The sequence below is a fragment of the Pseudomonas sp. 21615526 genome (assembly GCF_013386245.1).
In the GTDB taxonomy this organism is placed as follows: domain Bacteria; phylum Pseudomonadota; class Gammaproteobacteria; order Pseudomonadales; family Pseudomonadaceae; genus Aquipseudomonas.
The window spans coordinates 1-24568 of record NZ_JACAOM010000029.1; the positions used below are offsets into that span (position 1 = coordinate 1).

At 62.3% G+C, this 24568-nt stretch carries 26 protein-coding genes and 1 other RNA gene; 16 read left to right on the top strand and 11 right to left on the bottom strand.

The genetic code is table 11. From position 1 onward, the window contains the following. Positions 1–90: 90 nt before the first annotated feature. The 7 genes from HX786_RS09730 to HX786_RS09760 all read left to right on the top strand — a co-directional run bounded on the left by HX786_RS09730 (position 91) and on the right by HX786_RS09760 (position 6168). Positions 91–429, top strand: coding sequence for a hypothetical protein (locus tag HX786_RS09730; protein WP_178912001.1), 339 nt, complete (start codon positions 91–93; stop codon positions 427–429). 84 nt (positions 430–513) lie between these two features. Next, entirely contained in the window at positions 514–2217 is a 1704-nt protein-coding gene (locus HX786_RS09735) for a GspE/PulE family protein (RefSeq protein ID WP_177035320.1), read from the top strand. A 56-nt stretch (positions 2218–2273) separates the two neighbouring features. Beyond that, positions 2274–3194 (top strand): SPFH domain-containing protein, encoded by a 921-nt coding sequence (locus HX786_RS09740; RefSeq protein WP_003213925.1) that lies wholly within the window; start codon positions 2274–2276, stop codon positions 3192–3194. A 10-nt stretch (positions 3195–3204) separates the two neighbouring features. Further along, positions 3205–3651, top strand: a complete 447-nt coding sequence (locus HX786_RS09745; RefSeq protein WP_008438897.1) for an NfeD family protein — start codon at positions 3205–3207, stop codon at positions 3649–3651. A gap of 69 nt (positions 3652–3720) precedes the next feature. Then, positions 3721–4038: a DUF2388 domain-containing protein gene (locus HX786_RS09750; protein WP_008438896.1), complete on the top strand. Its 318-nt coding sequence runs from the start codon at positions 3721–3723 to the stop codon at positions 4036–4038. Positions 4039–4198: 160 nt separating this feature from the next. Next, positions 4199–4870, top strand: coding sequence for an outer membrane protein (locus tag HX786_RS09755; protein ID WP_008438895.1), 672 nt, complete (start codon positions 4199–4201; stop codon positions 4868–4870). 158 nt (positions 4871–5028) lie between these two features. Beyond that, positions 5029–6168 carry a DegT/DnrJ/EryC1/StrS aminotransferase family protein gene (locus tag HX786_RS09760; RefSeq protein ID WP_178912002.1) on the top strand — a complete coding sequence of 380 codons (1140 nt, stop codon included), beginning with the start codon at positions 5029–5031 and terminating at the stop codon, positions 6166–6168. Positions 6169–6210: 42 nt separating this feature from the next. On the opposite strand, the gene gcvH is transcribed toward HX786_RS09760, so the two are convergent. The 9 genes from gcvH to HX786_RS09805 form a co-directional block, all read right to left on the bottom strand. Then, positions 6211–6594, bottom strand: a complete 384-nt coding sequence (gene gcvH / locus HX786_RS09765) for a glycine cleavage system protein GcvH (RefSeq protein ID WP_087693282.1) — start codon at positions 6592–6594, stop codon at positions 6211–6213. 51 nt (positions 6595–6645) lie between these two features. Then, a complete protein-coding gene (gcvT, locus tag HX786_RS09770; protein WP_003213938.1) occupies positions 6646–7728 on the bottom strand; it encodes a glycine cleavage system aminomethyltransferase GcvT in 1083 nt (360 codons plus the stop codon). A 156-nt stretch (positions 7729–7884) separates the two neighbouring features. After that, complete coding sequence (locus HX786_RS09775) at positions 7885–9501, bottom strand: iron ABC transporter permease (RefSeq protein ID WP_178912003.1); 1617 nt, start codon at positions 9499–9501, stop codon at positions 7885–7887. 197 nt (positions 9502–9698) lie between these two features. Beyond that, positions 9699–10703: an extracellular solute-binding protein gene (locus tag HX786_RS09780; protein ID WP_008438892.1), complete on the bottom strand. Its 1005-nt coding sequence runs from the start codon at positions 10701–10703 to the stop codon at positions 9699–9701. A gap of 95 nt (positions 10704–10798) precedes the next feature. Beyond that, positions 10799–12016: a 2-octaprenyl-3-methyl-6-methoxy-1,4-benzoquinol hydroxylase gene (locus tag HX786_RS09785; RefSeq protein WP_177409842.1), complete on the bottom strand. Its 1218-nt coding sequence runs from the start codon at positions 12014–12016 to the stop codon at positions 10799–10801. Positions 12017–12025: 9 nt separating this feature from the next. Then, positions 12026–12511 carry a DUF4442 domain-containing protein gene (locus tag HX786_RS09790; protein WP_003213946.1) on the bottom strand — a complete coding sequence of 162 codons (486 nt, stop codon included), beginning with the start codon at positions 12509–12511 and terminating at the stop codon, positions 12026–12028. Beyond that, positions 12504–13691, bottom strand: coding sequence for a 2-octaprenyl-6-methoxyphenyl hydroxylase (gene ubiH, locus HX786_RS09795; protein WP_003213948.1), 1188 nt, complete (start codon positions 13689–13691; stop codon positions 12504–12506). The genes HX786_RS09790 and ubiH overlap by 8 nt, the downstream gene beginning before the upstream one ends. Continuing rightward, positions 13688–15010: a Xaa-Pro aminopeptidase gene (gene pepP, locus HX786_RS09800; RefSeq protein WP_102370134.1), complete on the bottom strand. Its 1323-nt coding sequence runs from the start codon at positions 15008–15010 to the stop codon at positions 13688–13690. The genes ubiH and pepP overlap by 4 nt, the downstream gene beginning before the upstream one ends. A 20-nt stretch (positions 15011–15030) precedes the next feature. Next, positions 15031–15588 carry a YecA family protein gene (locus tag HX786_RS09805; protein WP_003213952.1) on the bottom strand — a complete coding sequence of 186 codons (558 nt, stop codon included), beginning with the start codon at positions 15586–15588 and terminating at the stop codon, positions 15031–15033. Positions 15589–15727: 139 nt separating this feature from the next. On the opposite strand from HX786_RS09805, the gene HX786_RS09810 reads away from it, so the two are divergent. The 4 genes from HX786_RS09810 (at position 15728) to HX786_RS09825 (ending at position 17146) form a co-directional block, all read left to right on the top strand. Beyond that, the gene (locus HX786_RS09810) at positions 15728–15937 is read left to right on the top strand and encodes a TIGR02449 family protein (RefSeq protein WP_003213954.1); all 210 of its coding nucleotides are present in this window, start codon (positions 15728–15730) and stop codon (positions 15935–15937) included. Continuing rightward, positions 15934–16251: a cell division protein ZapA gene (locus tag HX786_RS09815; RefSeq protein WP_003213956.1), complete on the top strand. Its 318-nt coding sequence runs from the start codon at positions 15934–15936 to the stop codon at positions 16249–16251. The genes HX786_RS09810 and HX786_RS09815 overlap by 4 nt, the downstream gene beginning before the upstream one ends. Positions 16252–16281: 30 nt before the next feature. Beyond that, positions 16282–16460: non-coding RNA, 6S RNA (ssrS, locus tag HX786_RS09820), on the top strand. Between the two features lie 56 nt (positions 16461–16516). Then, complete coding sequence (locus HX786_RS09825) at positions 16517–17146, top strand: 5-formyltetrahydrofolate cyclo-ligase (RefSeq protein WP_102604083.1); 630 nt, start codon at positions 16517–16519, stop codon at positions 17144–17146. Positions 17147–17153: 7 nt separating this feature from the next. Here HX786_RS09825 and HX786_RS09830 read toward each other — a convergent pair whose 3' ends face one another. After that, entirely contained in the window at positions 17154–17303 is a 150-nt protein-coding gene (locus HX786_RS09830; RefSeq protein WP_003213959.1) for a hypothetical protein, read from the bottom strand. A gap of 196 nt (positions 17304–17499) precedes the next feature. Between HX786_RS09830 and HX786_RS09835 the strand changes: the two genes are divergently transcribed. The 4 genes from HX786_RS09835 (at position 17500) to HX786_RS09850 (ending at position 22892) form a co-directional block, all read left to right on the top strand. Beyond that, on the top strand, positions 17500–17949 hold the full coding sequence (locus HX786_RS09835) for an EVE domain-containing protein (protein ID WP_178912004.1): 450 nt from the start codon (positions 17500–17502) through the stop codon (positions 17947–17949). Positions 17950–18089: 140 nt separating this feature from the next. Further along, positions 18090–19055 (top strand): HlyD family secretion protein, encoded by a 966-nt coding sequence (locus HX786_RS09840; protein ID WP_003213963.1) that lies wholly within the window; start codon positions 18090–18092, stop codon positions 19053–19055. Next, complete coding sequence (rbbA, locus tag HX786_RS09845; RefSeq protein ID WP_178912005.1) at positions 19052–21772, top strand: ribosome-associated ATPase/putative transporter RbbA; 2721 nt, start codon at positions 19052–19054, stop codon at positions 21770–21772. The genes HX786_RS09840 and rbbA overlap by 4 nt, the downstream gene beginning before the upstream one ends. A gap of 1 nt (position 21773) precedes the next feature. Continuing rightward, positions 21774–22892 carry an ABC transporter permease gene (locus HX786_RS09850; protein WP_003213965.1) on the top strand — a complete coding sequence of 373 codons (1119 nt, stop codon included), beginning with the start codon at positions 21774–21776 and terminating at the stop codon, positions 22890–22892. A gap of 118 nt (positions 22893–23010) precedes the next feature. On the opposite strand, the gene HX786_RS09855 is transcribed toward HX786_RS09850, so the two are convergent. Beyond that, a complete protein-coding gene (locus HX786_RS09855) occupies positions 23011–23418 on the bottom strand; it encodes a flagellar basal body-associated protein FliL (protein WP_003213967.1) in 408 nt (135 codons plus the stop codon). 149 nt (positions 23419–23567) lie between these two features. On the opposite strand from HX786_RS09855, the gene HX786_RS09860 reads away from it, so the two are divergent. Then, entirely contained in the window at positions 23568–24545 is a 978-nt protein-coding gene (locus HX786_RS09860) for an NADPH:quinone oxidoreductase family protein (RefSeq protein ID WP_003213968.1), read from the top strand. The last annotated feature ends 23 nt before the right edge of the window (positions 24546–24568 follow it).

Below are 24568 nucleotides of genomic sequence, written 5' to 3' on the forward strand. Positions count from 1 at the left end.
ATTCTCTTATAAGCCAATACAGGCTGTTTTAGATAAGAAATCTCCCGCGACGAATGCAAAAATTTCTCCAGTCGAATCCGGAGAATCATCATGCACGTCGTCGAAGCCTCCCACCCCGCCCAACGCGTTGACGCCTGGGCCGTCGGCAATGCCCACTGCCAGGCGCACTATCAAATCCTCGCCGAGGCTGAACCCGACGTGTTGTGCCGGGTGCTCAACTATTTTGCCCTGCAGTTCCTGGTGCCACGTCAGGTGAGCGTGCAGCGTGAAGACGACCTGCTGGCGATCGATATCGTGATGGATGGCCTGAGCTGGCACCGGGCCCAGGTGATCGGCGAAAAACTTCGTAACCTGATCAGTGTGTGCTCGCTGGAGCTGCGCCCGGCAGATGCTGCGCGGCCTCTGGCGGTCCAGGCGGCCGCTCAGTAAAAGCCTGCAATAAACCCCGGAGGCCGAAGCGCAAAGGGTGACTAGCCTGAGGACTACGCCTAATCGTTGCCCAGGAACGTCACCATGTCCGTTGCGCCAAATCCGCAGGATCGCTGGCTGGAAATCCATCAGTTGTTGCCTGCCCTGATCGACCAGGGCCTGGTGCCCGCCGACCTGGCCCTACCGGCGAACAGTGGGCTGCATCCCCTGGAATGCATTGCCAGCCAGGGGCCGTCTCTGGAAATGCTGACCGAATGGCTCGCCCGCCACTGCGGCCAGCCCTACCTGCGTATCGACCCGTTGAAAATCGACGTCGCGGCGGTGGTGCCGCTGATGTCCTATGCCTTTGCCCAGCGCCACAAGATCCTGGCCGTTGCGGTCGACGCCCACAGCGTTACCGTCGCCAGTGCCCAGCCTTACGTGTGCAGTTGGGAAGCCGGTCTGGCTCAGGTGTTGAAGCGCTCCATCAAGCGGGTGCTGGCCAATCCCCAGGAGATCCAGCGCTGCACCGTGGAGTTTTACCGACTGGCGAAATCGGTCAGCGGCGCCATTGATCAAAAAACCTCCGGCGCGCCGAATATCGAACAACTGCTCAATCTCGGCGCCAGCGACCAGGAGCCCGACGCCAACGACGCGCACATCGTCAACATCGTCGACTGGCTGTTGCAGTACGCCTTTGGCCAGCGGGCCAGTGATATCCATATCGAACCCGGACGCGATCAGGGGCGCGTGCGTTTTCGCATCGACGGGCTGCTGCATGATGTCTATCAATTCCCGTCCCAGGTGACGATGGCGGTGGTCAGCCGCCTGAAAAGCCTGGGCCGGATGAACGTGGCGGAAAAACGCAAACCCCAGGACGGCCGGGTGAAGACCAAAAGCCCCACGGGCGGGGAAGTGGAACTGCGCCTGTCGACCTTGCCCATAGCCTTCGGCGAAAAGCTGGTGATGCGAATTTTTGACCCGCAGGTGCTGCACAAGGATTTCCAGCAACTGGGACTTTCCAGCGACGACCTGCAACGCTGGCAATCCATGACCGGCCAGGCCAACGGCATCATCCTGGTCACCGGCCCTACCGGTTCCGGCAAGACCAGCACGCTGTACACCACGCTCAAGCAATTGGCCACTCGCGAGGTCAACCTGTGCACCGTCGAAGACCCGATCGAGATGGTGGAGCCGGCCTTCAACCAGATGCAGGTGCAGCACAACATCGACCTGACCTTCGCCAGCGGCATCCGCGCCCTGATGCGCCAGGACCCTGACATCATCATGATCGGCGAGATTCGCGACCTGGAAACCGCAGAAATGGCGATCCAGGCCGCCCTGACCGGGCATCTGGTGCTGTCGACGCTGCACACCAACGATGCGCCCGGCGCCATCAGCCGCTTGCTGGAACTGGGCATTCCCCATTACCTGATCAATGCCACGCTGCTGGGGGTGATGGCCCAGCGCCTGGTCAGGCTGTTGTGCCCACACTGCAAGCGGCAAGCCGGGCAGGTCCATCAGGCAGTGGGTTGCGGCGAGTGCCGGGAAAGTGGCTATCGGGGCCGAGCCGGGGTCTACGAGATCATGCTGATGAACGATCGCCTCAAGGCCCTGGTCAGCCCGGGCACCGACCTCCAGGCCCTGCGTCTGGCGGCCCTTGACCAAGGAATGTGCAGCTTGCGGTCCGCCGGTATGCGCAAGGTAATGGCAGGACTGACAACACTTGAAGAGGTACTGCGAGTGACGCCTGGGGATTCAGAAACAAATCCTTTGATCGATGGCGCGGTAATCCGTCCTTATCCGTGACAACACCGTTACAATCGGAAAAACCTCGCTTCACCGTCACCAGACAAGGAATCGTTATGCAGATCGGAACCGTACTGCTTCTTTTTGTAGGCTTGGCCGTCGCCATCCTCTTCATGGGTTTCAAGGTGGTCCCGCAGGGTTACCAGTGGACAGTCGAGCGCTTCGGCCGCTACACCAACACCCTCAAGCCCGGCCTGAACATCATCATTCCGGTCATGGACCGCATCGGTCGCAAGATCAACGTGATGGAAAGCGTGCTGGATATCCCACCCCAGGAAGTCATCACCGCTGACAACGCCACGGTGCAGATCGACGCCGTGTGCTTCTTCCAGGTGGTCAATACCGCCCAGGCTGCCTACGAGGTGAACAACCTCGAACACGCCATCCGCAACCTGCTGCAAACCAACATCCGTACCGTGCTCGGCTCCATGGAGCTGGATGCGATGCTCAGCCAGCGTGACGGCATCAACGAAAAACTGCTGCGCACCGTCGACGAAGCCACCGCACCGTGGGGCATCAAGATCACCCGGATCGAGATCAAGGACATCAGCCCGCCTGCCGACCTGATGGCCGCCATGTCCGGCCAGATGAAGGCCGAGCGGATCAAGCGTGCGCAGATCCTCGAGGCCGAAGGCCTGCGAGCCTCCGCGATCCTGACCGCCGAAGGCAAGAAGCAGGCGCAGATCCTGGAGGCCGAAGGTGGTCGTCAGGCCGCCTTCCTGGAATCCGAAGCCCGCGAACGTCAGGCCGAGGCCGAAGCCCGCGCCACTCAAGTGGTATCGGAAGCCATCGCCACCGGTAACGTGCAGGCCATCAACTACTTCGTCGCCCAGAAATACATCGACGCACTGGGCAAGCTGGCCTCGGCCAACAACAGCAAGGTGATCCTGATGCCGCTGGAAGCCAGCCAGGTGATTGGCGCAGTCGGCGGCATCGGCGAAATCGTCAAGGCAACCTTCGACAACAAGAAAGCCTGAGGCACGCACCATGTGGGAATTCCTGCAGCACCTGTCGTTTTGGGACTGGCTGGCACTGGGCACGGTGCTGTTGATCCTTGAAGTGTTCGGTGCCGGTGGTTATCTGCTGTGGATGGGCATCGCCGCGGCAGCCGTGGGCGTGATCAAGTTCCTGGTGCCGAGCCTGGGGCTGGAGTGGCAACTGCTGCTGTTCGCCGTGTTGTCGATCCTCACGGCGGTGTACTGGTGGCGACGCCAGCGCAGCAGCGCCAAGGTCAGCGACCAGCCGGGGCTGAACATGCGCGGCTCCGAGTTGATCGGTCGCACCTTTGTGGTGCATCAGGCCATCGTCGAGGGCCGTGGCAAGATCAAGGTGGGTGACGGTGTGTGGATGGCATCCGGGCCGGACGCGCCGGCTGGGGCACACGTACGTGTCATTGGTCAGGAAGGCGTGATTTTGCAGGTTGAAACTGTTTAGTCATCCATGGAACTCGGCTGGGCTATCTACAATCAAACTGTTCAGATAACCCAGTCGGAGTCACCCATCATGCGTCTAAAATATGCTGTCGCAACCCTCGCTGTGCTCTCCCTTCCTGTCGGTTCAGCCATGGCCGACAGCTTCTGGCGTAATGTCATCTCATCGGGTGCCACGACCGGCTCGACGTACCTGACCTTCAAGGACCACAAAATGGTAGTCGCCGCCCAGGACGACGCCGGTAGCTTCGTCGCCAGTGACGGCAACATCCGTGGCCCATACCTGGAAGCTGCGATGCAGAAAGTCCGCGCCGATAACCCTGGCCTCAAGGCCACGGATATGGACCTGGCGAACGCAATCCTGGCAAAAAACGCCATTGCTTCCGAGTAATACCGCCGCATAAAAAATGCCGTTCCTCGAGAGCGGCATTTTTTTGCCCTGATTTCCTACGCCAGACGCTGGCGATTCCGCATCTGAACAGGAAAAGTCCTGTCGAGTTGCAGGCGCGCCCGGCAACAAGCTATCGATTCCCTTCAGACTGAGTGAATCGATGACCATGCAAAAACTCTCCTACGCCCTGCTGCTCGCCGCGGTTGCCACGCCTTATGCCCAGGCAGAAAGCTGGTACGGGTCGGCAAAGCTCAACAGCGCCCGGCAGAATCTCTCAAGCTCACTGCTGACCAGCCCACGCGTAACCCACCGGGTAGAAGCCCCCGACAGCAGCAAGACGTTCACCGGCTCATTCGCCGTGGGCTATGCCTTTGCCGATGGCTGGCGCCTGGAGGGGGAATACACGATGCCCAGCCACTCGACCTTCAAATCCCATTGGGCACCGTTCAATGCCAACGTCAACAGCCTGCGCACCGACAGCCAGCGCCTGATGCTCAACGGTTATAAAAACATCCCGATCAATGAATGGCTGTCGTTCTACGGTATGGCGGGAGTCGGCGTGGCCCAGGTTGACGCCGAGGGTTACCAGACCAACGACACCCGCCGTTTCGCCAGCAATCGCCAATACAACTTCGCCTACAGCGTTGGCCTGGGGCTGGATGCCAAGGTCAGCGAAACCCTGACCCTGGGTACCGGCTGGCGTTACGTGGACATGGGCGGGATCGAGACCGGCTACAACACGTTCGCCAATCGGATAAACGCCCGGGACGAACAGCTCAAAGGCAAGCTCAAAGAGCAGAACGTGTTTCTTGAGGCACGCGTTGCCTTCTGACACCGATGCTGAAATGCCGCTCCCGAGGCGGCATTTTTTGTTTCAGGCGGGACGATTCATTCACAGACGACAGGCTATATTCAGTCGAGCCGTGCAACCATGCCCGGCATTGATATGCTTTTTTCTCATCGCCTTCTGAAACGGATGCCTTCAACGTCATGAGCCAACTGCCCTTTCTGCCGTTCTCCAAGCCCACCATTGATGAAGCCACCATCTCGGCGGTAGGCGACGTACTGCGCTCCGGCTGGATCACCAGCGGGCCGAAAGTGCAGGCGTTCGAGGCGCAGTTGTCGGAATATTTTGGGGGGCGCCCGGTGCGTACCTTCAACTCGGGCACCTGCACCATGGAGATTGCCTTGCGCATCGCCGGTATCGGGCCTGGTGACGAAGTCATCACCACCCCGATTTCGTGGGTAGCCACGGCCAACGTGATTCTGGAAGTCGGTGCCACGCCGGTGTTCGCCGACATCGACCCGGTGACCCGCAATATCGACCTGGCCAAGGTGGAAGCCGCGATCACACCGCGCACCAAGGCAATCATCCCGGTATACCTGGCGGGCCTGCCGTTGGACATGCCATTGCTCTACGCGCTGGCCAACAAGTACAACCTGCGCATCGTCGAAGATGCAGCCCAGGCCCTGGGTTCCAGCTGGGATGGCCAACGCATTGGCGCTACCGGCGATTTCGTATCGTTCAGCTTCCAGGCGAACAAGAACATCACCTCGTCCGAAGGCGGCTGCCTGGTATTGAACAACGCTGAAGAAGCACGCCTGGCCGAGAAATATCGCCTGCAGGGCGTGACCCGCACCGGCTTCGATGGCCTGGACGTGGATGTGTTGGGCGGCAAGTTCAACATGACCGACATCGCAGCAGCCATCGGCCTGGGCCAGTTTGCCCATATCGAGAAGATCACTGCCCACCGCCAGGAACTGGCACGGCACTATTTCGAATGCTTCGGCAGTGATTTCGAAGAAAAGTACGGCGCGCAATTGCCACCGGCAGACTTCGAAAACAGCAACTGGCACCTGTTCCAGCTGGTACTGCCGGAGCGTCAGGACGGCCTGCCCGCACGCGCCACGTTCATGGAGCAGATGCAGGCCCATGGCGTCGGCATTGGCTATCACTACCCACCGATCCACCTGCTGAGCTTGTACAAGGCACAGGGATTCAAGGAAGGCATGTTCCCGGTAGCGGAAAAAGTGGGGCGTTTGATTGTGTCGTTGCCGATGTTCACGGCGATGACGAAAGCGGACGTAGAGCGTTCGGTAGCGGCGGTAAAAGCGGTGTTGAAGCGCTGACAAAACCTTTGCGGGAGCCGGTTGCCGGCTCCCGCAGCGGGATCACTCGCCGATGGCAGCCTTGTAGCCGGCAGCGTCCAGCAATTTTTTCAGTTCATCCGGGTTGCTTGGCTTGAGCTTGAAGATCCAGGCGCCGTAAGGGTCGGAGTTCAACAGCTCTGGCTCACCGCTCAAGGCGTCGTTCACCGCGATCACTTCGCCAGCAATTGGCGAGTAGATATCCGAAGCGGCCTTCACCGATTCAACCACGCCGGCCTGGTCAGCCGCCTTGAACACGTTGCCGACTTCGGTCAACTCAACGAACACTACATCCCCCAATGCTTCCTGGGCATGGTCCGAGATCCCGACGGTCACGGTGCCGTCAGCTTCCAGACGGGCCCATTCGTGACTTTCGGCAAAACGCAGGTCGGCAGGGATATCGCTCATAGTCTGTGTCCTCAAGGAAAAATGTCAGCGGCCATTGGCCCGCCGGAAAAGTTAGATCAATGTTTTGCCATGGCGCACGAACGTCGGTTTGACCACCCGAACCGGGTACCACTTGCCGCGGATTTCCACCTCGGCCCGGTCAGCAGTCGCCGACGGCACACGCGCCAGGGCAATGGATTTGCTTAGCGTAGGAGAGAAACTACCACTGGTGATCTCTCCTTCGCCAACATTGGCGATACGAACCACCTGGTGAGCGCGTAAAACCCCGCGCTCTTCCAGCACCAGGCCGACCAGCTTGGACTTCACACCCGCAGCCTTTTCGGCTTCCAGGGCGGCGCGGCCGATGAAATCCCGCTCGGCCGGCTCCCAGGCGATGCTCCAGGCCATGTTGGCTGCCAGGGGCGAAACGTCCTGATGAATATCCTGACCGTAGAGGTTCATGCCGGCCTCAAGGCGCAGCGTGTCGCGGGCGCCGAGGCCGATGGGCGAAATGCCTGCGCCTACCAGGTCGTTGAAGAACGCCGGGGCCTGATCGGCCGGCAGGACAATTTCAAGACCGTCTTCGCCGGTGTAACCGGTGCGCGCGATAAACCAGTCGCCGTCAGCCAGGCCTTCAAAGGGCTTGAGCTGATGGATCAGGGTGGCGCGGGACTGGGTCACCAGTTCAGCGATCTTTTGCCGGGCATGGGGGCCTTGAATGGCGAGCATGGCCAATTCGGGCCGCTCGCGGAGCTGGGCCTGATAGCTGCCGAGCCGAGCCTGCATCCAGGCCATGTCCTGGTCACGGGTGGCGGCGTTGACCACCAGCCGGTAACCGCCCTCGGTACGGTAGACGATCATGTCGTCCACCACGCCGCCCTGCTCGTTGAGCATGGCGCTGTATAACGCGCGGCCGCAGCCGTGCAATCGGTCAACATCATTGGCCAGCAAATGCTGGAGCCATTCCTTGGCCTGGGGGCCTGTGATATCGATCACGGTCATATGGGATACATCGAACACCCCGCAGTCGCGTCGCACCTGATGGTGCTCCTCAACCTGCGAGCCGTAGTGCAAAGGCATATCCCAACCGCCAAAATCGACCATTTTCGCGCCAAGGGCGAGATGCAGGTCATACAGAGGCGTGCGCTGTCCCATGGGTTTCTCCTTCCGGGCGTGGCGAAGGTGCGGACGGTCGCCGTTCGGGCCGCACGCCTTGAAATACAAGGCCTGTAGCCGCGTTCAGCAACCCGATCTGAAAGATCGACCGCACCGAATGCCGCGCATTGTAGCCTCAAGCCGTAGGACTGGCACCTAACCGATTCGTCGCGCCGAACGTCGGATCAACCCGATGACCGGTAACAGCCCCACCAATACCAGGGTCAGGGCCGGCAGCGAAGCCCGCGCCCACTCCCCTTCGCTGGTCATCTCGAAAATCCGCACCGCCAGCGTGTCCCAGCCGAACGGGCGCATCAGCAGGGTCGCCGGCATTTCCTTGAGCACATCGACAAACACCAGCAGCGCCGCGCTCAGGGTGCCCGGCAGCAAAAGTGGCAGATACACTTTGCAAAACAGTCGCGGCCCGCTGACCCCAAGACTGCGGGCGGCTTCCGGCAAGGACGGACGGATTCGCGCCAGGCTGTTTTCCAGCGGCCCGAAGGCCACTGCGATGAAGCGCACCAGATACGCCAGCAGCAAGGCCGACAAACTGCCCAGTAACAGCGGTTTGCCGGCGCCCCCCAGCCAGCCTGACACCGGAATCACCAGTTCCCGATCCAGGTAGCTGAACGCCAACATGATCGACACCGCCAGTACCGAGCCCGGCAGCGCGTAACCCACGTTGGCCAGGCTGATGCCGGAGCGGATGGCGCGGGTGGGCGCCAGGCGATGGGCGAACGCCAGCACCAGGGCCACGCTGACGGTGATCAGGGCAGCCATACCGCCCAGGTAGAGGGTATGGACGATCAAACCGGCGTAGCGCTCGTCCAGGTCGAAACGGCCACGCTGCCAGAACCAGGCCACCAGTTGCAGCATCGGTATCACGAACGCGCAGGCGAACACCAATCCGCACCAACCACTGGCCGCCGCCGCCTTGAACCCGCGCAGATGGTAAAGCGCCTTGCCGCGAGGCCGCTCGTTGCTCGGCCGGCTGGCGCCCCGGGCGCGGCGCTCGCCGTACAGCACCAGCATCACCACCAACAGCAACAGGCTGGCCAGTTGCGCGGCACTGGAGAGGCTGAAAAAGCCGTACCAGGTCTTGTAGATGGCGGTGGTAAAGGTGTCGAAGTTGAACACCGAGACGGCACCGAAATCCGCCAGGGTTTCCATCAGCGCGAGGGCCACGCCCGCACCGATGGCGGGACGCGCCATGGGCAGGGCCACCCGCCAGAACGCTTGCCACGGCGACTGCCCCAAGACACGCGCCGCTTCCATCAGGCCTTTGCCCTGGGCGAGAAACGCGGTGCGCGCCAGCAGATAAACGTAGGGGTAGAACACCAGCACCAGCACGATGATCACACCGCTGGTCGAGCGCACACGCGGCAGGCGCAGGCCTGTACCAAACCATTCGCGCAGCAGGGTTTGCACCGGGCCGGAGAAATCCAGCAGGCCGACGAAGACGAAGGCGAGCACATAGGCGGGAATCGCGAAGGGCAGCATCAACGCCCAGTCCAGCCAGCGCCGGCCGGGGAATTCGCAGAGGCTGGTCAGCCAGGCCAGGCTGACGCCCAGCAGCGTAACGCCCACACCGACGCCCAGCACCAGGGTCAAGGTGTTGCCCAGCAGACGTGGCATCTGGGTTTCCCACAGGTGGGACCAGATTTGATGGTCGATGGTCTGCCACGACAGCAACAGCACGCTCAACGGCAGCAGCACCAGGGCGGCGACGGTGAAGACCGGCAGGTACCAGCGGCGTTGGGCGGGATGGGCCAAAGGTTAATTCTCAGAGAATGAATAGCTTGAAGCCAGCGCTAACCAATGTGGGAGCGGGCTTGTGTGGGAGCGGGCTTGCTCGCGAAAGCGGCGTGTCAGTCAACGCCTATGTGACTGATACACCCTCTTCGCGAGCAAGCCCGCTCCCACACAAACCCGCCCCCACATTTAGATCGGCGGCGCCTTGCAAATTGTATCTAGTTCCAGCCAGCGCGATCCATCAAGCGAATAGCCTCAGCCTGGCGCTTGCCCGCCACTTCCACCGGCAATGTATCGGCCACAAACTTGCCCCAGGTCGCCACTTCCGCCGACGGCGGCACCGCCGGGTTGGCCGGGAACTCCTGATTCACATCCGCAAAGATCTTCTGCGCTTCCGGCGTGGTCATCCACTCCACCAGCGCCTTGGCTGCTTCCGGGTGCGGTGCATGCTTGGTCAGGCCGATGCCCGACAGGTTGACGTGCACCCCGCGGTCGCCCTGGTTCGGCCAGAACAACTTCACCGCCAGGTCCGGCTTCTGCTTATGCAGGCGGCCGTAGTAGTAGGTGTTCACGATGCCCACGTCACACTGCCCGGCGTTGATCGCTTCCAGCACGGCAATGTCATCGGAGAACACGTCGGTGGACAGGTTGTTGACCCAGCCCTTGACGATTTCCTCGGTCTTGGCCGCGCCGTGGGTTTCGATCAGGGTGGCGGTCAGCGACTGGTTGTAGACCTTCTTCGCGGTGCGCAGGCACAGGCGGCCTTCCCACTGTTTGTCGGCCAGGGCTTCGTAGGTGGTCAGGTCGCCCGGCTTCACGCGATCCGTCGAGTAGGCGATGGTCCGCGCTCGCAGGCTCAGGCCGGTCCAGGCATGGGCCGAAGAACGGTATTGAAGGGGAATATTCTTGTCGATCACCGCAGAGGTGAACGGCTGCAGGATGCCCATCTGCTCGGCCTGCCAGAGGTTGCCGGCGTCGACGGTGAGCAGCAGGTCGGCGGTGGCGTTTTCACCTTCCGCCTTGATGCGCTGCATCAGCGGCGCTTCCTTGTCGGTGATGAACTTCACCTGCACGCCGGTCTTCTTGGTGTAGGCGTCGAACACCGGCTTGATCAGTTCGTCGATGCGCGAGGAGTAGACCACGACCTCATCGGCCGCCTGCACGGTGGTGCTGCCGATAAGAGTGAGTGCCAGGGCAGTCAGGAGGCGCTTGGGTGCCAACATGGGTGCGGTCTCTCATTTGCAAAAAGAGCGCAAATGATAAGGACTCACATTTGGTAACGCTCAACGGAGCCGTTACCAGATGTTGCACAGCACCCTCAGGCCTTGGCCAGCTCCGGCAAATCCCCGGTCAAACCCAATGCCTGACGCACAAACAACGCCTTGGCCTCCGGCATCTGCTCAACCACCTTCAGCCCTGCATTACGCAGCCAGCGCAACGGCAGTTGATCGGCCTGGAACAACCGCTCAAAGCCTTCCATCGCCGCCATCAGCGCCAGGTTGTGCGGCATGCGCCGACGCTCGTAACGGCTGAGCACCTTCACATCCGCCAGGCGCTCGCCGCGCTCGTTGGCCGCCAGCAGGACTTCGGCGAGCACCGCCGCATCGAGGAAGCCCAGGTTCACACCCTGCCCCGCCAGCGGATGAATGACGTGGGCCGCGTCGCCAATCAATGCCAGGCCTTCGGCCACGTAACGTTTGGCGTGGCGCTGACGCAACGGCACGCACAGCCGTGGATCGGCGCTTATCACGCTGCCCAGGCGGCCTTCGAAGGCATTTTCCAGTTCACGGCAGAAGCTTTCATCGTCCAGCGCCATCAAGCGCTCGGACTCACTCGGGGTGGTCGACCAGACGATCGAACACCAGTCTTCCTGCTCGTCCCGCACCAGCGGCAGGAACGCCAGCGGGCCATTGTCGGTAAAACGCTGCCAGGCCGTCTTTTGATGCACCTGGCTGCTGCGCACACTGGTGACGATGGCGTTGTGCAAATAATCCCACTCACGGGTAGCGGTGCCGGTCAGGCGACGTACTGCCGAGTTGGCACCGTCCGCCGCGACCACCAGTGGCGCGCGCAAGGTGCGGCCATCGGCCAGGGTCAGCAGCCAGTCATCGCCGGAGCGGCGCATCTGTTCCAGGCGCGCATTGGCCAGCAGGCCGAGGTCGCAGTCGTGCAGGCGGTCGAGCAAGGCGTCCTGGACCACACGGTTTTCAACGATATGCCCCAGCACCTCGGCATGCACGCTGGCCGCCGAGAAGTGGATCTGCCCGGTGCCGCTGCCGTCCCACACCTGCATCTCGCCGTACGGGCTGGCACGTCGCTCGACAATCCCGTCCCACACGCCAAGGCGCTCGAGGATGCGCTGGCTGGCGGCCGACAAGGCGCTCACCCGCGGTTCGAACGCAGCATGAGGGTCGAACGGCTTGACGCTCAGCGGGCTGCCGTCGAGCAGCAGCACCTGCAGGCCACTGCCCTGCAACGCCAGCGCCAGGGCGCTTCCGACCATTCCGGCCCCGACAATCAGCACATCTGCGCGCATGTCCATGCTTTAAGCCTGTCTCGATTGCAGCTTGCGCCGCACGTAAAGGGTTTTGTCGACCCGCGCCACCAGGGTGCCGGAGCCGTCATGAATCTGTACCTTGAGCTGCGGTAAATACTTGTCGCCGCTGGCGGTGTGCTGGCGAATCTCGTCCAGCAACGCTTGGTCGATGGAAAATTCGGCGAACACCGGGCCTTTGCCCGGCGAGATAAAGTCGATAGCGGCAGCCTTGTCCCAGACAATGTAGTCGCGGCCCAGGTTCTCCATCAGCATCAGCATGTAGAACGGGTCGACCATCGAATACAGGCTGCCGCCAAACTGCGTGCCGACGTAGTTGCGGTTGTACCAGCCCAGGCCCATGCGCACCTTGACCTCGCGGAAATCGCTGCCGATGTGCAACACCCGAACTCCGGCCCCGAGGTACGGCGGGTACAGGGTCATGATCCAGCGCAACAGCCGCGCCTTGCCCAGGCGTCGGGTCAGCCACTCACGCATCGGGACGGGTACCCAGGCCCATGGCCTGGCGCGCGAACCAGCGCTTGGCCGGCGGCAGCAAGTCGAGGCCCAGCAAGCCCATGTTGCGGCCCAGCGCGACCAACGGTTGCGCACTGCCAAACAGGCGGGTGACCTGATCGGAGAAGCCGACGGTGAGTTTCTGGTCCATGCGCTGACGCTCGCGGTACGCCTGCAGTGTCGCCAGGTCGCCCGGAATCGCCGGCCCGGCCAGCAGCGCCTCGGCCAACGCGTAGGCATCCCGCAGGGACAGGTTGAAGCCCTGACCGGCAATCGGGTGCAGGCTGTGGGCGGCATTGCCAAGTACGGCCAGATGAGAGCGCACTTGTTCTTCCGCTTCCACGAGCGTCAGCGGGTACAGGTGGCGCGCACCGACTTGCTTGAGGGTGCCCAGGCGGTAGCCGAACACGCCCTGCAGTTCACTCAGGAAGCTGCGTTCGTCCAGCTCGGCCAGGCGCTTGGCGTCCATGCCGATGCGGGTCCAGACCAGCGCGCAACGGTTGTCCGGCAACGGCAGCAAGGCCATCGGGCCTTCGTCGGTGAACCGCTCGAACGCCTCGCCGTTGTGGGCCTCGCTTGGGGTGATGTTGGCGATCAGGGCGCTCTGGTTGTACGGCCGCTTTTTAACGCCGATGCCCAGTTGCTCGCGCAAACCTGAGCGACCGCCATCGGCCAGCACCGCGAGGTCGCACTCCAGCACGGTTTCGTCATTGAGGGTCAGGCGGTAGCCATCGGCAAGCGGCTCCATGCGCGTAACTTCCGCCGGGCAACGCCAACTGACCACGTCCTTGTCCAGGCCTTGCCACAGGCATTGGCCCAGCCAGGCGTTTTCCACCACGTAGCCAAGCGCCGGCACACCCTCTTCCATGGCCGACAGGCGCGCGGTAGAGAAGCGGCCACGGTCCGACACATGAATCTGTTTGATCGGCTCGGCGCGGCGAGAGATTTCCTGCCACACGCCCAACCGTTGATAGATCTGCCGCGCGCCAAAGGACAGCGCTGAAGAACGCGCGTCATAGCTCGGCTGGTAGCTGTCGCCGGGGGCAAACGGCTCGATCAGCACGATCTTCCAGCCCCGGGCCTTGGCTCCGGCCTGCAAGGCCAATGCGAGGCTGGCACCCACCAGGCCGCCGCCGATAATCGCCAGGTTGACCCGGCTCATCGGGCGCTCGCCATCAATGCTTCGATCTCGGCGACGGACTTGGGCACGCCACCGGTCAGAATTTCACAGCCTTGCTTGGTCACCACCACGTCGTCCTCGATGCGTACGCCAATGCCACGCCATTTCTTCGCCACGTTCTGGTTGTCCGGCGAGATGTAAATCCCCGGCTCCACGGTCAGTGCCATGCCGACTTCCAGCACCCGCCACTCGCCGCCGACCTTGTATTCGCCGACATCGTGCACATCCATCCCCAGCCAGTGGCCGGCGCGGTGCATGTAGAAGGCTTTATAGGCTTCACTGGCGATCAGTTCGTCGACATCACCCTGCAACAATCCCAGCTTCACCAGCCCGGCAGTGATCACTTGCACCGTCGCCTCGTGGGCCTGGTTCCAATGCTTGTTCGGGGCGATTTCAGCAAAGGCGGCCTCCTGGGAAGCCAGCACGATTTCATAAATCGCCTTCTGCTCGGCGGAAAACTTGCCGCTCACCGGCCAAGTGCGGGTGATGTCGCTGGCGTAGCAGTCGATCTCGCAACCGGCGTCGATCAGCACCAGGTCACCATCCTTGAGCACCGCGTCATTCTGCTGGTAGTGCAGGATGCAGCTGTTGCGCCCGGAGGCGACGATGGAACCATAGGCCGGCATCTTCGCCCCGCCCTTGCGAAACTCGTAGTCGAGCTCCGCTTCCAGGCTGAACTCATGCAACCCGGCGCGGCTGGCCTGCATCGCCCGTACATGGGCCGCGCAGGAAATCCGTGCCGCCTCGCGCATCACCTTCACTTCTGCCGCCGATTTATACAGGCGCATGTCGTGAAGCAGATGATCCAGGGCAACAAATTCGTTCGGTGGCTGGGCGCCGAGGTGCGCTTTGGAGCGGATCACGTTGATCCACTCCATCAGGTGCCGGTCGAATTCGGCATTGCTGCCCATGGCCGAATACACCCGGTCGCGGCCTTCGATCAGGCCGGGCAGGATGTCGTCGATATCGGTAATCGGGAAGGCGTCATCCGCGCCAAAATCGCGAATCGCGCCTTCGGTGCCCGCTCGCAGGCCGTCCCACAGTTCGCGCTCGGCATTGCGCTCGCGGCAGAACAGCACGTACTCGCCGTGCTGGCGGCCGGGCATCAGCACGATCACCGCTTCCGGTTCCGGGAAGCCGCTCAGGTACTGGAAGTCGCTGTCCTGGCGGTAGACGTGCTCGACGTCACGGTTGCGGATGGCTACCGCGGCCGCCGGCAGGATGGCGATGCTGTTGGGTTCCATCTGCGCCATGAGCGCCTTGCGGCGCCGGGTGTATTCCGCTTTGGGGATATGGATCATGGGCAGATGGGCTTCCTTTCTTAGTGCAGCGACGGCTTGGGTGCAGCGGGCTCAGCCGATTTACGGGTCTCGGTGAACAGCAGCAGCGGCGCGACGCGCAGGTATTCCATGACTTCCATGTAGTCGCTTTCGCCGTCTTCGGACTCTTCCAGGGCGTCTTGCACCTGGGAGATGGCGGCCAGGTCCTGCAGCACTTCCTGGGCATCGGTGCTCAGGTCGAGGCCGCCGGCGTTCACGCCGAAACCGTGGAGGAAGCCTTGGCACCATTGGCCCAACGCGGCGGCGCGCTCGGTGAGCGGCGCGTCATCGGTAGGCAGCAGCAAGACGACGGTGACGTCATCACCGGTCAGCTCGCCTTTAACCATCTCTTGCAGGCCGATGAGCGCATTGCGCACGTTTTCGGTAGGCTCGGTTTCCAGCAGCTCGGCGACGTCGGCCAGCCAGTTGTCGGCATCAAAGCCGACACCGGTGCAGCTGCGGCCCAGCAGCACGCCGTGCAGTTCGGCAGGCGAGCAAGGATGACCGCTGGAACTCAGCAGTTTGGAAAAAGCATCGTACGGGGAGTTCTGAATGGGCATGGTGAGCTAGGCGCCAGACGGCGCAATGTCTAGAATGAAGCGCTGTATCCTAGCATCGGCAGACGCACCAAGACTATCGAGGGCGTCAGATCGTTTATCCAGCAGTTGCCATTCATCAGACAAAATCCAGTGGAACCCAATGGAAGACACCGACCTGCAAGCGCTGATGGCCAGACTCGAGCTGCTAATTAACCGGGTCGAGCAACTTAAGAGCCAAAACGGACTCCTATTAGCTCAGGAAAAGACCTGGCGCGAGGAACGCGCTCACCTCATTGAAAAAAACGAAATCGCCCGGCGTAAGGTCGAATCGATGATTTCGCGCCTGAAGGCCCTGGAGCAAGACTCATGAGTTCAAGCAATAGCGTCACCGTGCAGATTCTCGACAAAGAATATTCGATCATCTGCCCCCAGGAAGAACGCAGCAACCTGGTGAGCGCTGCCCGCTACCTGGACGGCAAGATGCGCGAAATCCGCAGCAGCGGCAAAGTCATCGGCGCCGATCGCATCGCCGTGATGGCCGCCCTGAACATTACCCACGATCTGCTGCATAAGCAGGAACGGCCTGACGTGCAGGCCAGCGGCTCGACGCGCGAGCAGGTGCGCGACCTGCTGGAGCGGGTCGATCTGGTACTTTCTACCGATCCAGAGCCACCCAAGGGCTGATTGCGGCGTCGGTTTCGGGTATACTCGCCCCACTCCCTGGCGTGCTTGCCAGTCGGCGATGTCCCTGAGCCGATTCGCACTACCCTGGAAGTTACACGTTGGGCTGGTGTGCATGTCCGCTAGACGGAAAGCCTTAAAGCCTACTGTTTCTTCCACCTTGAACTTTCGGGTTCAAGGGCTAAGTCGACAGCGGTTCTGTCGGGGAGCCTGATTCCCAAATCCAATGCCAGTCCCAGGACTGGCATTGTTTTATGAGCCGAAAACCATGACCGAACCTGCGCCGCTTTCCCGCCCGCAACTTCGACGCATGCTGCGCAAAGCCCGCCGCGCCCTGACGCCAAGCGAGCAACGCCAGGCCGCCCTGGGCCTGTATCGGCAACTGGCACAGCACCCGCTGTTTCGCCGGGCCAAACACCTATCCTTATATCTACCGACGGACGGTGAAATCGATCCGCGCCTGCTGCTGCGCGCTGCACAGCGCCGGGGCAAGGCGACGTACCTGCCGGTGCTCAGTGCATGGCCGCGAACCAAGATGGTATTCCAGCGAGTGCGCCCCGGCGAAAAGCTGAGGCCCAACCGTTTTCGCATCCTCGAGCCCCAGGTAAATGCCAGCCGGCAACGCAAGGTCTGGGCGCTGGACCTGGTGCTGCTGCCACTGGTTGGTTTTGATGATGTGGGCGGACGGTTGGGCATGGGCGGCGGGTTTTATGACCGCAGCCTGGCCTACATGGCCCGCCGGAAATCCTGGCGCAAGCCGACGCTGTTGGGCCTGGCCCATGAATGCCAGAAGGTCGAACGATTGGCACAGGCAAGCTGGGATGTACCGCTTGAGGGCACAGTCACCGATAAGGATTGGTATATAGCAGAGACGCTACTGGAATCAGCAGCGCCTTGAAGACGGGTCAGCGTTTGAACGGTTGCGGCTGTTGCTGTGCGAGTTCAATCGGTGCGTCAGTCTTGTTCGACCACAAGCTCTGCGCATAGCCGGTGGTCACAACGCCCAGGCCGAACAAAATAACCAAAATCCATAGTAAATCCGGTTTGCGTTTCATCGATTGCCCCCCTTCAGGCATCTTGCACACGATGACAGCAACGTTCCATTAGTAGTCCGTGCCAGCTGCGTCAAGCTCAAAACCCCGGCATTCTGCGTTAACGTGAACCAACACGCAAACCTTGACGCCAACCGACTGTCGGTTTGTCATAAAATTGCAGGACAACTTTCCCAATCGACTTTTGAGGAGCGAAAACATGGCCTATTGGCTGATGAAATCCGAGCCCGATGAACTGTCCATCAAGGGCCTGGAAAAGCTCGGCGAGGCCCGGTGGGACGGGGTGCGCAACTACCAGGCGCGGAACTTCCTGCGGGCGATGGCGGTGGGTGACCAGTTCTTCTTCTACCACTCCAGCTGCCCGGAACCGGGGATTGCCGGCATCGGTAAAATCGTCGAGACAGCCTACCCGGACCCGACCGCGCTGGAGCCCGACAGTCATTATTTCGACGCCAAGGCCAGCCCTGAAAAAAACCCGTGGAGCGCGATCAATGTTGCCCACGTCGAGACCTTTGCGAAGGTCCTGGGGCTGGGCTATCTGAAACAGCAAACCGCCCTCGCCGAGTTGCCCCTGGTGCAAAAAGGCAGCCGCCTTTCGGTGATGCCGGTCACCGCCGAGCAATGGGCCGCCGTACTCGGCCTGCGCTGAAACAGCAGAACCCTGCGGTCACGCCCATGGCGCATGCATCTGCGCGCCAACCGGGTTAGGCTGGCGCTTCATTTGACCCGCATCAAGGGCCTCCGGGCAGGATCGGTCAAACTAGGACGCTAACGCCGCAGGATGCACCCATGTCGACGAACCACCGTACCTCCCATCTTTTCGCCATTCCATTGATTGTCTTGCTGCTGGCCGCCGGCGGCTTCGGCTATTGGCAATCCACCCAGGACCGCCTGCCCGAAGGCTTGAGCATGGGCAATGGCCGGCTGGAATCGACTGAAGTGCAGATCGCCGCCAAGATCCCCGGGCGCCTCGCCGAAGTGCGGGTGGACGAAGGCGACAAGGTGCTCAAGGGCCAACTGCTGGCGCGCATGGACACCCGCACCCTGGAAGCCCAGCGCGCCCAGGCCGAAGCTGAAGTGCTGCGGGCCAGGGAGAATTTCGCTGCTGCCGAAGCCAATGTGCAACTGCGCCGGAGCGAACAACTGCTGGCCAGCCAGGAACTCAAGCGCACCCAGGAGCTGTACAAGCGCGGCTTCGCCAGCGGCCAGCTGATCGACCAGCAGCAGGCCCGGCAAAACACCGGCAACGCTGCCGTGGTCGCCGCCCAGGCCCAGGTCAATTCGGTAAAGGCCGCCATCGGCGCCGCCCAGGCTCAGGTCGCCCAGCTCACCAGTGAAATCGAAGACAGCAGCCTGCGGGCGCCTATCGACGGCATCATCCAGCTACGCCTGGCCGAACCCGGCGAAGTGCTCGGCGCGGGTGGTCGCGTGTTACTGCTGATCGACCCCAACGACCAATACATGAACCTGTATCTGCCCGCTTCAGTCACAGGCGCTTTGACCGTGGGCAGCGAAGCGCGGATCGTCCTCGACGCCCTGCCGAAGCAACCGCTGCCGGCGAAAATCAGCTTCGTCGCCGCCAAGTCGCAGTTCACCCCCAAGGAAGTGGAAACCCGCGACGAACGCCAGAAGCTGGTGTTCCGGGTCAAGCTGCGCCTGACCCAACCAAGCGCCGTGCCCCAAGCCAAACCGGGCATGCCCGGCGCCGGCTATGTGCGCACCGCTGACCTGGACTGGCCGGCCAACCTGCAATGAACGGCCTGGCGCTGCACGCCACGGGGATCAACCATCGCTACGGCAAGCAACAGGCGCTGATCGACATCGCCTTCAGCCTGCCCGCCGGCACACGCTGCGGCCTGATCGGCCCGGACGGCGCCGGCAAGTCGAGCCTGCTGGGCTTGATCGCCGGGGTCAAAAAGCTTCAACAAGGCGAACTGCAAGTACTCGGCGGCTCCATCGAAGACCGCCGCCACCGCAACAGCCTGTACCCGCGCATCGCCTTCATGCCTCAAGGCCTGGGCGGTAACCTCTACCCCGAGCTGTCCATCAGCGAAAACATCCGGTTCTTTGCCACGCTGTTCGGCCTGTCAAAAGCCGATTGCGACCAGCGCATGCACAACCTGCTGCTGGCCACCGACCTCGCACGCTTCGCCGAGCGCCCTGCCGGCAAGCTCTCCGGCGGCATGAAGCAGAAACTCGGCCTGTGCTGTGCACTGATCCACGACCCGGACCTGTTGATCCTCGACGAACCCACCACCGGCGTCGACCCGCTGTCCCGTCGACGCTTCTGGGAACTGGTGGAAACCGTACGCAGCGAACGCCCGCAGCTCACACTGCTGGTGGCCACCGCCTACATGGAAGAAGCCGAGCAGTTTGAACACTGCCTGATGCTCGACCGCGGCAAGCTGATCGCCGACGGCCTGAGCAGCGAACTCGCCGCCGCGACGCCCAGCGGCAAACTGGATGAAGCCTTCACCCATTTCCAGGGCGACAGTGCCCATAACAATGAACCGCTGGTGATTCCGCCCCGGCAAAGCGACAACACCGACATCGCCATCGAAGCCCACGACCTGACCTTGCGATTCGGCGACTTCACGGCAGTCAACAAGGTCAGCTTCGCCATAGGCCGGGGCGAGATCTTTGGTTTCCTCGGCTCCAACGGCTGCGGCAAGACCACCACCATGAAAGTCCTCACCGGGTTGATGCCCGCCACCGAGGGCACCGCCACGCTGCTGGGCAACCCGGTCAACGCCAAGGACCTGGCCACCCGCAAGCGCGTGGGTTTCATGTCGCAAAGCTTCTCGCTGTACGGCGAACTCAGCGTGCGCCAGAACCTGGTGCTGCATGCGCAGTTGTTCGACCTGCCCAAGGCCGAGAGCGGCCAGCGCATCGACGAATTGATCAAGCGTTTTGACCTGGGCGACGTTGCCGAGCAGCCGTCCGGCGCGTTGCCGCTGGGCCTGCGCCAGCGCTTGTCCCTGGCGGTGGCGGTGCTGCACCGCCCGGAAGTGCTGATCCTCGATGAGCCGACCTCGGGCGTCGACCCGGCCGCGCGGGATGACTTCTGGCGGCTGCTGATCGAACTGTCCCGGGAACAGGGCGTGACGATCTTCCTGTCCACCCACTTCATGAACGAAGCCCAGCGCTGCGACCGCATCTCGCTGATGCACGCGGGCAAGGTGCTGGCCTGCGACACGCCGGACGCGCTGCAACAGCAGTTCCACGGCGAAACCCTGGAAGCGGCGTTCGTCACCTGCCTCGAACAGGCCCAAGGCGCGCCCGAAGCGACCACCGCGCCCACCGAAACCGTCAGCGAACCCATGGCCCCACCCGTCAGCAAACGCGGGTTCAGCGTCGCCCGCCTGTTGGCCGTCGCCAGCCGCGAAGGCAAGGAACTGCTGAGGGACAAAGTGCGCATGGCCTTCGCCCTGTTGGGGGCGATTTTCATGATGGTGATCTTCGGCTACGGCATTTCCCTGGACGTGGAGAAGCTCGCCTTCGCCGTCTACGACCAGGACCAGACGCCGCAAAGCCGCGCCTATCTGGAGGCCTTTCGCAGTTCGCGCTATTTCGCCGAACAGTCGCCGATCACTGACTCCAACGAACTGCACAAACGCCTGCAGCGCTCGGAGATCAAACTGGCGCTGGAGATTCCGCCAGGATTCGGCCGCGATCTCTACGCCGGCCGCCAACCCGCCGTGGCCGCCTGGCTCGATGGCGGCATGCCGTTCCGTGCGGAAACCAGCCGCAATTATGTCGAGGCCGTGCACCAGGCCAACCTCCAACAACTGGCCGAACTGAACAGCACACCATTGAATCAGCAAGCCGCCGTCAAACTGGAAACCCGCTTTCGCTACAACCAGGACGTGATCAGCGTGAACGCTATCGGCCCCGGCGTGATGGCGCTGATCCTCGCCTTCATCCCGGCAATGCTCACGGCCCTGGGGATTGTGCGCGAGAAGGAACTGGGCTCCATCACCAACTTCTACGCCACCCCCCTGACCCGCCTGGAATTCCTGTTAGGCAAGCAGGCGCCGTACCTGGCCGTGAGCCTGATCAACCTGGGCCTGCTGGTGGCGATGAACCGCTGGCTGTTCGGCGTGCCGTTCAAGGGCAGCGGCGTGACCCTGGCTTTCGGCGGCCTGCTGTATGTGCTGGCCACCACCAGCATGGGCCTGCTGATTTCCGCGTTCACCCGCACCCAGATCGCAGCGATCCTCGGCACCATGATCATCACCAGCCTGCCGACCATCCAGTTCTCCGGGCTGATCGTGCCGCGCTCGTCCCTGGAAGGCGCCGCCGCGTTGATGGGCATGTTGTTTCCGGCGGGCTACTTCCTCGACATTGCGGTGGGCACCTTTACCAAGGCCCTGGACCTGCGTCAGCTATGGCCACAGTGCCTGGCGCTGTTCGGGTTTTTCCTGGGGTTCACCGGGCTGAGCCTGATCATGCTCAAGAAGCAGGAGGCCTGAGATGCACAAGTTCGCCCATATCCTGCGCCTCGGCATCAAGGAACTGACCAGCCTGCGCCACGACAGCGTGTTGCTGCTGTTCCTGTTCTACGCCTTTACCGTCGCCATCTATATGCCCGCCGCCGGCTCGGTGATCGGCGTGCACAACGCCAGCGTGGCCTTTGTGGATGAAGACCACAGCGCGCTTTCCCGGCAACTGGCCGAAGCGCTGCAACCGCCGGAATTCCAGGCGGCGGTGCCGTTGCCGTACGACCAACTGGACAAGGTGATGGACAGCGGCCAGTACACCTTCGTGATCAACGTGCCGGCGAATTTCCAGGCCGACCTGTTGGCCGGGCGCCAGCCGGGGGTGCAGGTCAACGTCGATGCCACGGCCATGAGCCAGGCATTCATGGGTGCCGGGTATATCGGGCGGATTTTCCAGCGGGAATTGCTGACCTATGGCAACCAGGCCGATGCCGCCCAAAAGGCGCCGGCGCTGCTGACCACCCGGGCGCTGTTCAATACCAACCTGGAAGGCGGCTGGTTTCTGGCGGTGATCCAGATCGTCAACAACATCACCATCCTCGCCATCGTGCTGACCGGCACCGCGCTGCTGCGTGAGCGCGAACACGGCACCCTCGACCATTTGCTGGTGCTGCCGCTGACTGCGCTGGAAATCATGCTGGCGAAAATCTGGAGCAACATGCTGGTGGTGGTGCTGTGCACCTGGCTGTCGCTGGAAGTGGTGGTGAAAGGCTTGCTCGGCGTGCCGCTGGCCGGGTCGCTGACTTTGTTTTTGCTGGTGACGGCGCTGTACCTGTTTGCCAGTACTGCCCTCGGCATCTTCCTCGCCACCCTCGCCCGCTCGACGCCGCAGTTTGGCCTGCTGGCGATCCCGGTGATTATCCCGATGCTGCTGTTGTCCGGCGGCAGCACGCCGCTGGACAGCATGCCGCAGTGGTTGCAATGGGTGATGCAGGGCTCGCCGTCGACGCACTTTGTGAGCCTGAGTGCGGCGATTCTGTTCCGGGATGCGGGTGTGAATGTGGTGTGGCCGGACTTGCTGGCGCTGGCGGGGATCGGGTTGCTGTTCTTTGCGGTGGCGTTGGCGCGGTTCAGGAAGAGCCTGGCTTCCTGAGGTGTCTGTCAGGGCCTCTTCGCGAGCAAGCCCGCTCCCACACTTGACCGAGTTCTAACATGAGAATGCGGTTAAATGTGGGAGCGGGCTTGCTCGCGAAGGGCGCGAAGCGACCGGCTTACTGGATGATCAGGTTGTTGAACAACAGATCCTCAACCTGCGGCTTGCCGGTTTCGTCGTTCATCACTTGCTGGGTCTGCTTCAGGGCTTCCTGGCGCAGTTTTTCCTTCCCATCAACGCTGCTCATGGTGTCGTTGGTCTGCTGGGTAAACAGCGCCACCAACTGGTTGCGAATCAGCGCGTCGTTGGCTTTCACAGCAGCGGCTGCCTCGGGACCGGTGACCCGCAGGGCGATATCCGCCTTGAACACCCGCAGCTTCGCGGTGCCATCCAGGCCGTAGTTACCGACAAACGGCGGGCTCAGGCTGATATAGCTGACCTTCGGCGCTTCGCCTTCTTTGGCTTCTTCGGCCAGGGCTGCCGTCGGCAGTGTCAGGGCCAGCATCAACAGGATCCACGCTTTCACAGTTCATTCCTCAATTCGGTTGCCCAGTAGCATAACGCTAGCAGCCCTGAGCACAAGCTTATGGCGACTTATCAGGCCGGGGCATGCTCGTTGACCCGTCGCCCTGCCCACCTACACTTATCGGCCAACACGCCAAAAGGAATAGTCCGATGAAAGCTGTGCTGTGCAAAGCCTTCGGCCCCGCCGAAAACCTGGTGCTGGAAGACGTCGAAAGCCCGGCGATCAAGAAGAACGAAATCCTGTTGGACGTGCATGCGGCCGGGGTCAATTTCCCGGACACCCTGATCATCGAGGGCAAGTACCAGTTCAAGCCGCCCTTCCCGTTTTCGCCGGGCGGTGAAGCGGCAGGCGTGATCAGCCAAGTCGGTGAGAACGTCAGCCACCTGAAGGTCGGTGACCGGGTGATGGCCCTGACCGGCTGGGGCAGCTTCGCCGAGCAGGTCGCGGTGCCGGGCTACAACGTGCTGCCGATCCCGCCGAGCATGGACTTCAACACCGCCGCCGCCTTCAGCATGACCTACGGCACGTCGATGCACGCCCTGAAGCAGCGGGCCAACCTGCAACCCGGGGAAACCCTGCTGGTGCTCGGTGCCTCCGGCGGCGTCGGCCTGGCTGCGGTGGAAATCGGCAAGGCCATGGGCGCCCGAGTGATCGCCGCGGCCAGCAGCGCCGACAAGCTGGCGGTGGCCAAGGCTGCCGGTGCCGATGAGTTGATCAACTACAGCGAAGCCAGCCTCAAGGACGAGATCAAACGCCTTACCGGCGGCAACGGCGTGGATGTGATCTACGATCCGGTGGGCGGCGACCTGTTTGACCAGGCCATTCGCGGCATCGCCTGGAATGGCCGGCTGCTGGTGGTGGGCTTTGCCAGCGGGCGCATTCCCGAGTTGCCGGTGAACCTGGCGCTGCTCAAGGGCGCGGCGGTGGTCGGGGTGTTCTGGGGGTCGTTCGCCCAGCGCCAGCCGCAGGACAATGCCGCCAACTTCCAGCAACTGTTCGGCTGGTTCGCCGAGGGCAAGTTGAAGCCGCTGGTGTCCCAGGTGTACCCGCTGGAGCAGGCGGCGCAGGCGATCAACGACCTCGGCCAGCGCAAGGCTGTGGGCAAGGTCGTGGTGCAGCTACGCTGACTATTGTTTCATTTTGTCCGCGG

Bases quoted from the DNA above. Each gene is read 5' to 3' on its own strand.
- HX786_RS09730 (WP_178912001.1), top strand. From the start codon at position 91: ATGCACGTCGTCGAAGCCTCCCACCCCGCCCAACGCGTTGACGCCTGG.
- HX786_RS09735 (WP_177035320.1), top strand. From the start codon at position 514: ATGTCCGTTGCGCCAAATCCGCAGGATCGCTGGCTGGAAATCCATCAG.
- HX786_RS09740 (WP_003213925.1), top strand. From the start codon at position 2,274: ATGCAGATCGGAACCGTACTGCTTCTTTTTGTAGGCTTGGCCGTCGCC.
- HX786_RS09745 (WP_008438897.1), top strand. From the start codon at position 3,205: ATGTGGGAATTCCTGCAGCACCTGTCGTTTTGGGACTGGCTGGCACTG.
- HX786_RS09750 (WP_008438896.1), top strand. From the start codon at position 3,721: ATGCGTCTAAAATATGCTGTCGCAACCCTCGCTGTGCTCTCCCTTCCT.
- HX786_RS09755 (WP_008438895.1), top strand. From the start codon at position 4,199: ATGACCATGCAAAAACTCTCCTACGCCCTGCTGCTCGCCGCGGTTGCC.
- HX786_RS09760 (WP_178912002.1), top strand. From the start codon at position 5,029: ATGAGCCAACTGCCCTTTCTGCCGTTCTCCAAGCCCACCATTGATGAA.
- gcvH (WP_087693282.1), bottom strand. From the start codon at position 6,594: ATGAGCGATATCCCTGCCGACCTGCGTTTTGCCGAAAGTCACGAATGG.
- gcvT (WP_003213938.1), bottom strand. From the start codon at position 7,728: ATGGGACAGCGCACGCCTCTGTATGACCTGCATCTCGCCCTTGGCGCG.
- HX786_RS09780 (WP_008438892.1), bottom strand. From the start codon at position 10,703: ATGTTGGCACCCAAGCGCCTCCTGACTGCCCTGGCACTCACTCTTATC.
- HX786_RS09785 (WP_177409842.1), bottom strand. From the start codon at position 12,016: ATGCGCGCAGATGTGCTGATTGTCGGGGCCGGAATGGTCGGAAGCGCC.
- HX786_RS09790 (WP_003213946.1), bottom strand. From the start codon at position 12,511: ATGCGTGAGTGGCTGACCCGACGCCTGGGCAAGGCGCGGCTGTTGCGC.
- ubiH (WP_003213948.1), bottom strand. From the start codon at position 13,691: ATGAGCCGGGTCAACCTGGCGATTATCGGCGGCGGCCTGGTGGGTGCC.
- pepP (WP_102370134.1), bottom strand. From the start codon at position 15,010: ATGATCCATATCCCCAAAGCGGAATACACCCGGCGCCGCAAGGCGCTC.
- HX786_RS09805 (WP_003213952.1), bottom strand. From the start codon at position 15,588: ATGCCCATTCAGAACTCCCCGTACGATGCTTTTTCCAAACTGCTGAGT.
- HX786_RS09810 (WP_003213954.1), top strand. From the start codon at position 15,728: ATGGAAGACACCGACCTGCAAGCGCTGATGGCCAGACTCGAGCTGCTA.
- HX786_RS09815 (WP_003213956.1), top strand. From the start codon at position 15,934: ATGAGTTCAAGCAATAGCGTCACCGTGCAGATTCTCGACAAAGAATAT.
- HX786_RS09825 (WP_102604083.1), top strand. From the start codon at position 16,517: ATGACCGAACCTGCGCCGCTTTCCCGCCCGCAACTTCGACGCATGCTG.
- HX786_RS09830 (WP_003213959.1), bottom strand. From the start codon at position 17,303: ATGAAACGCAAACCGGATTTACTATGGATTTTGGTTATTTTGTTCGGC.
- HX786_RS09835 (WP_178912004.1), top strand. From the start codon at position 17,500: ATGGCCTATTGGCTGATGAAATCCGAGCCCGATGAACTGTCCATCAAG.
- HX786_RS09840 (WP_003213963.1), top strand. From the start codon at position 18,090: ATGTCGACGAACCACCGTACCTCCCATCTTTTCGCCATTCCATTGATT.
- rbbA (WP_178912005.1), top strand. From the start codon at position 19,052: ATGAACGGCCTGGCGCTGCACGCCACGGGGATCAACCATCGCTACGGC.
- HX786_RS09850 (WP_003213965.1), top strand. From the start codon at position 21,774: ATGCACAAGTTCGCCCATATCCTGCGCCTCGGCATCAAGGAACTGACC.
- HX786_RS09860 (WP_003213968.1), top strand. From the start codon at position 23,568: ATGAAAGCTGTGCTGTGCAAAGCCTTCGGCCCCGCCGAAAACCTGGTG.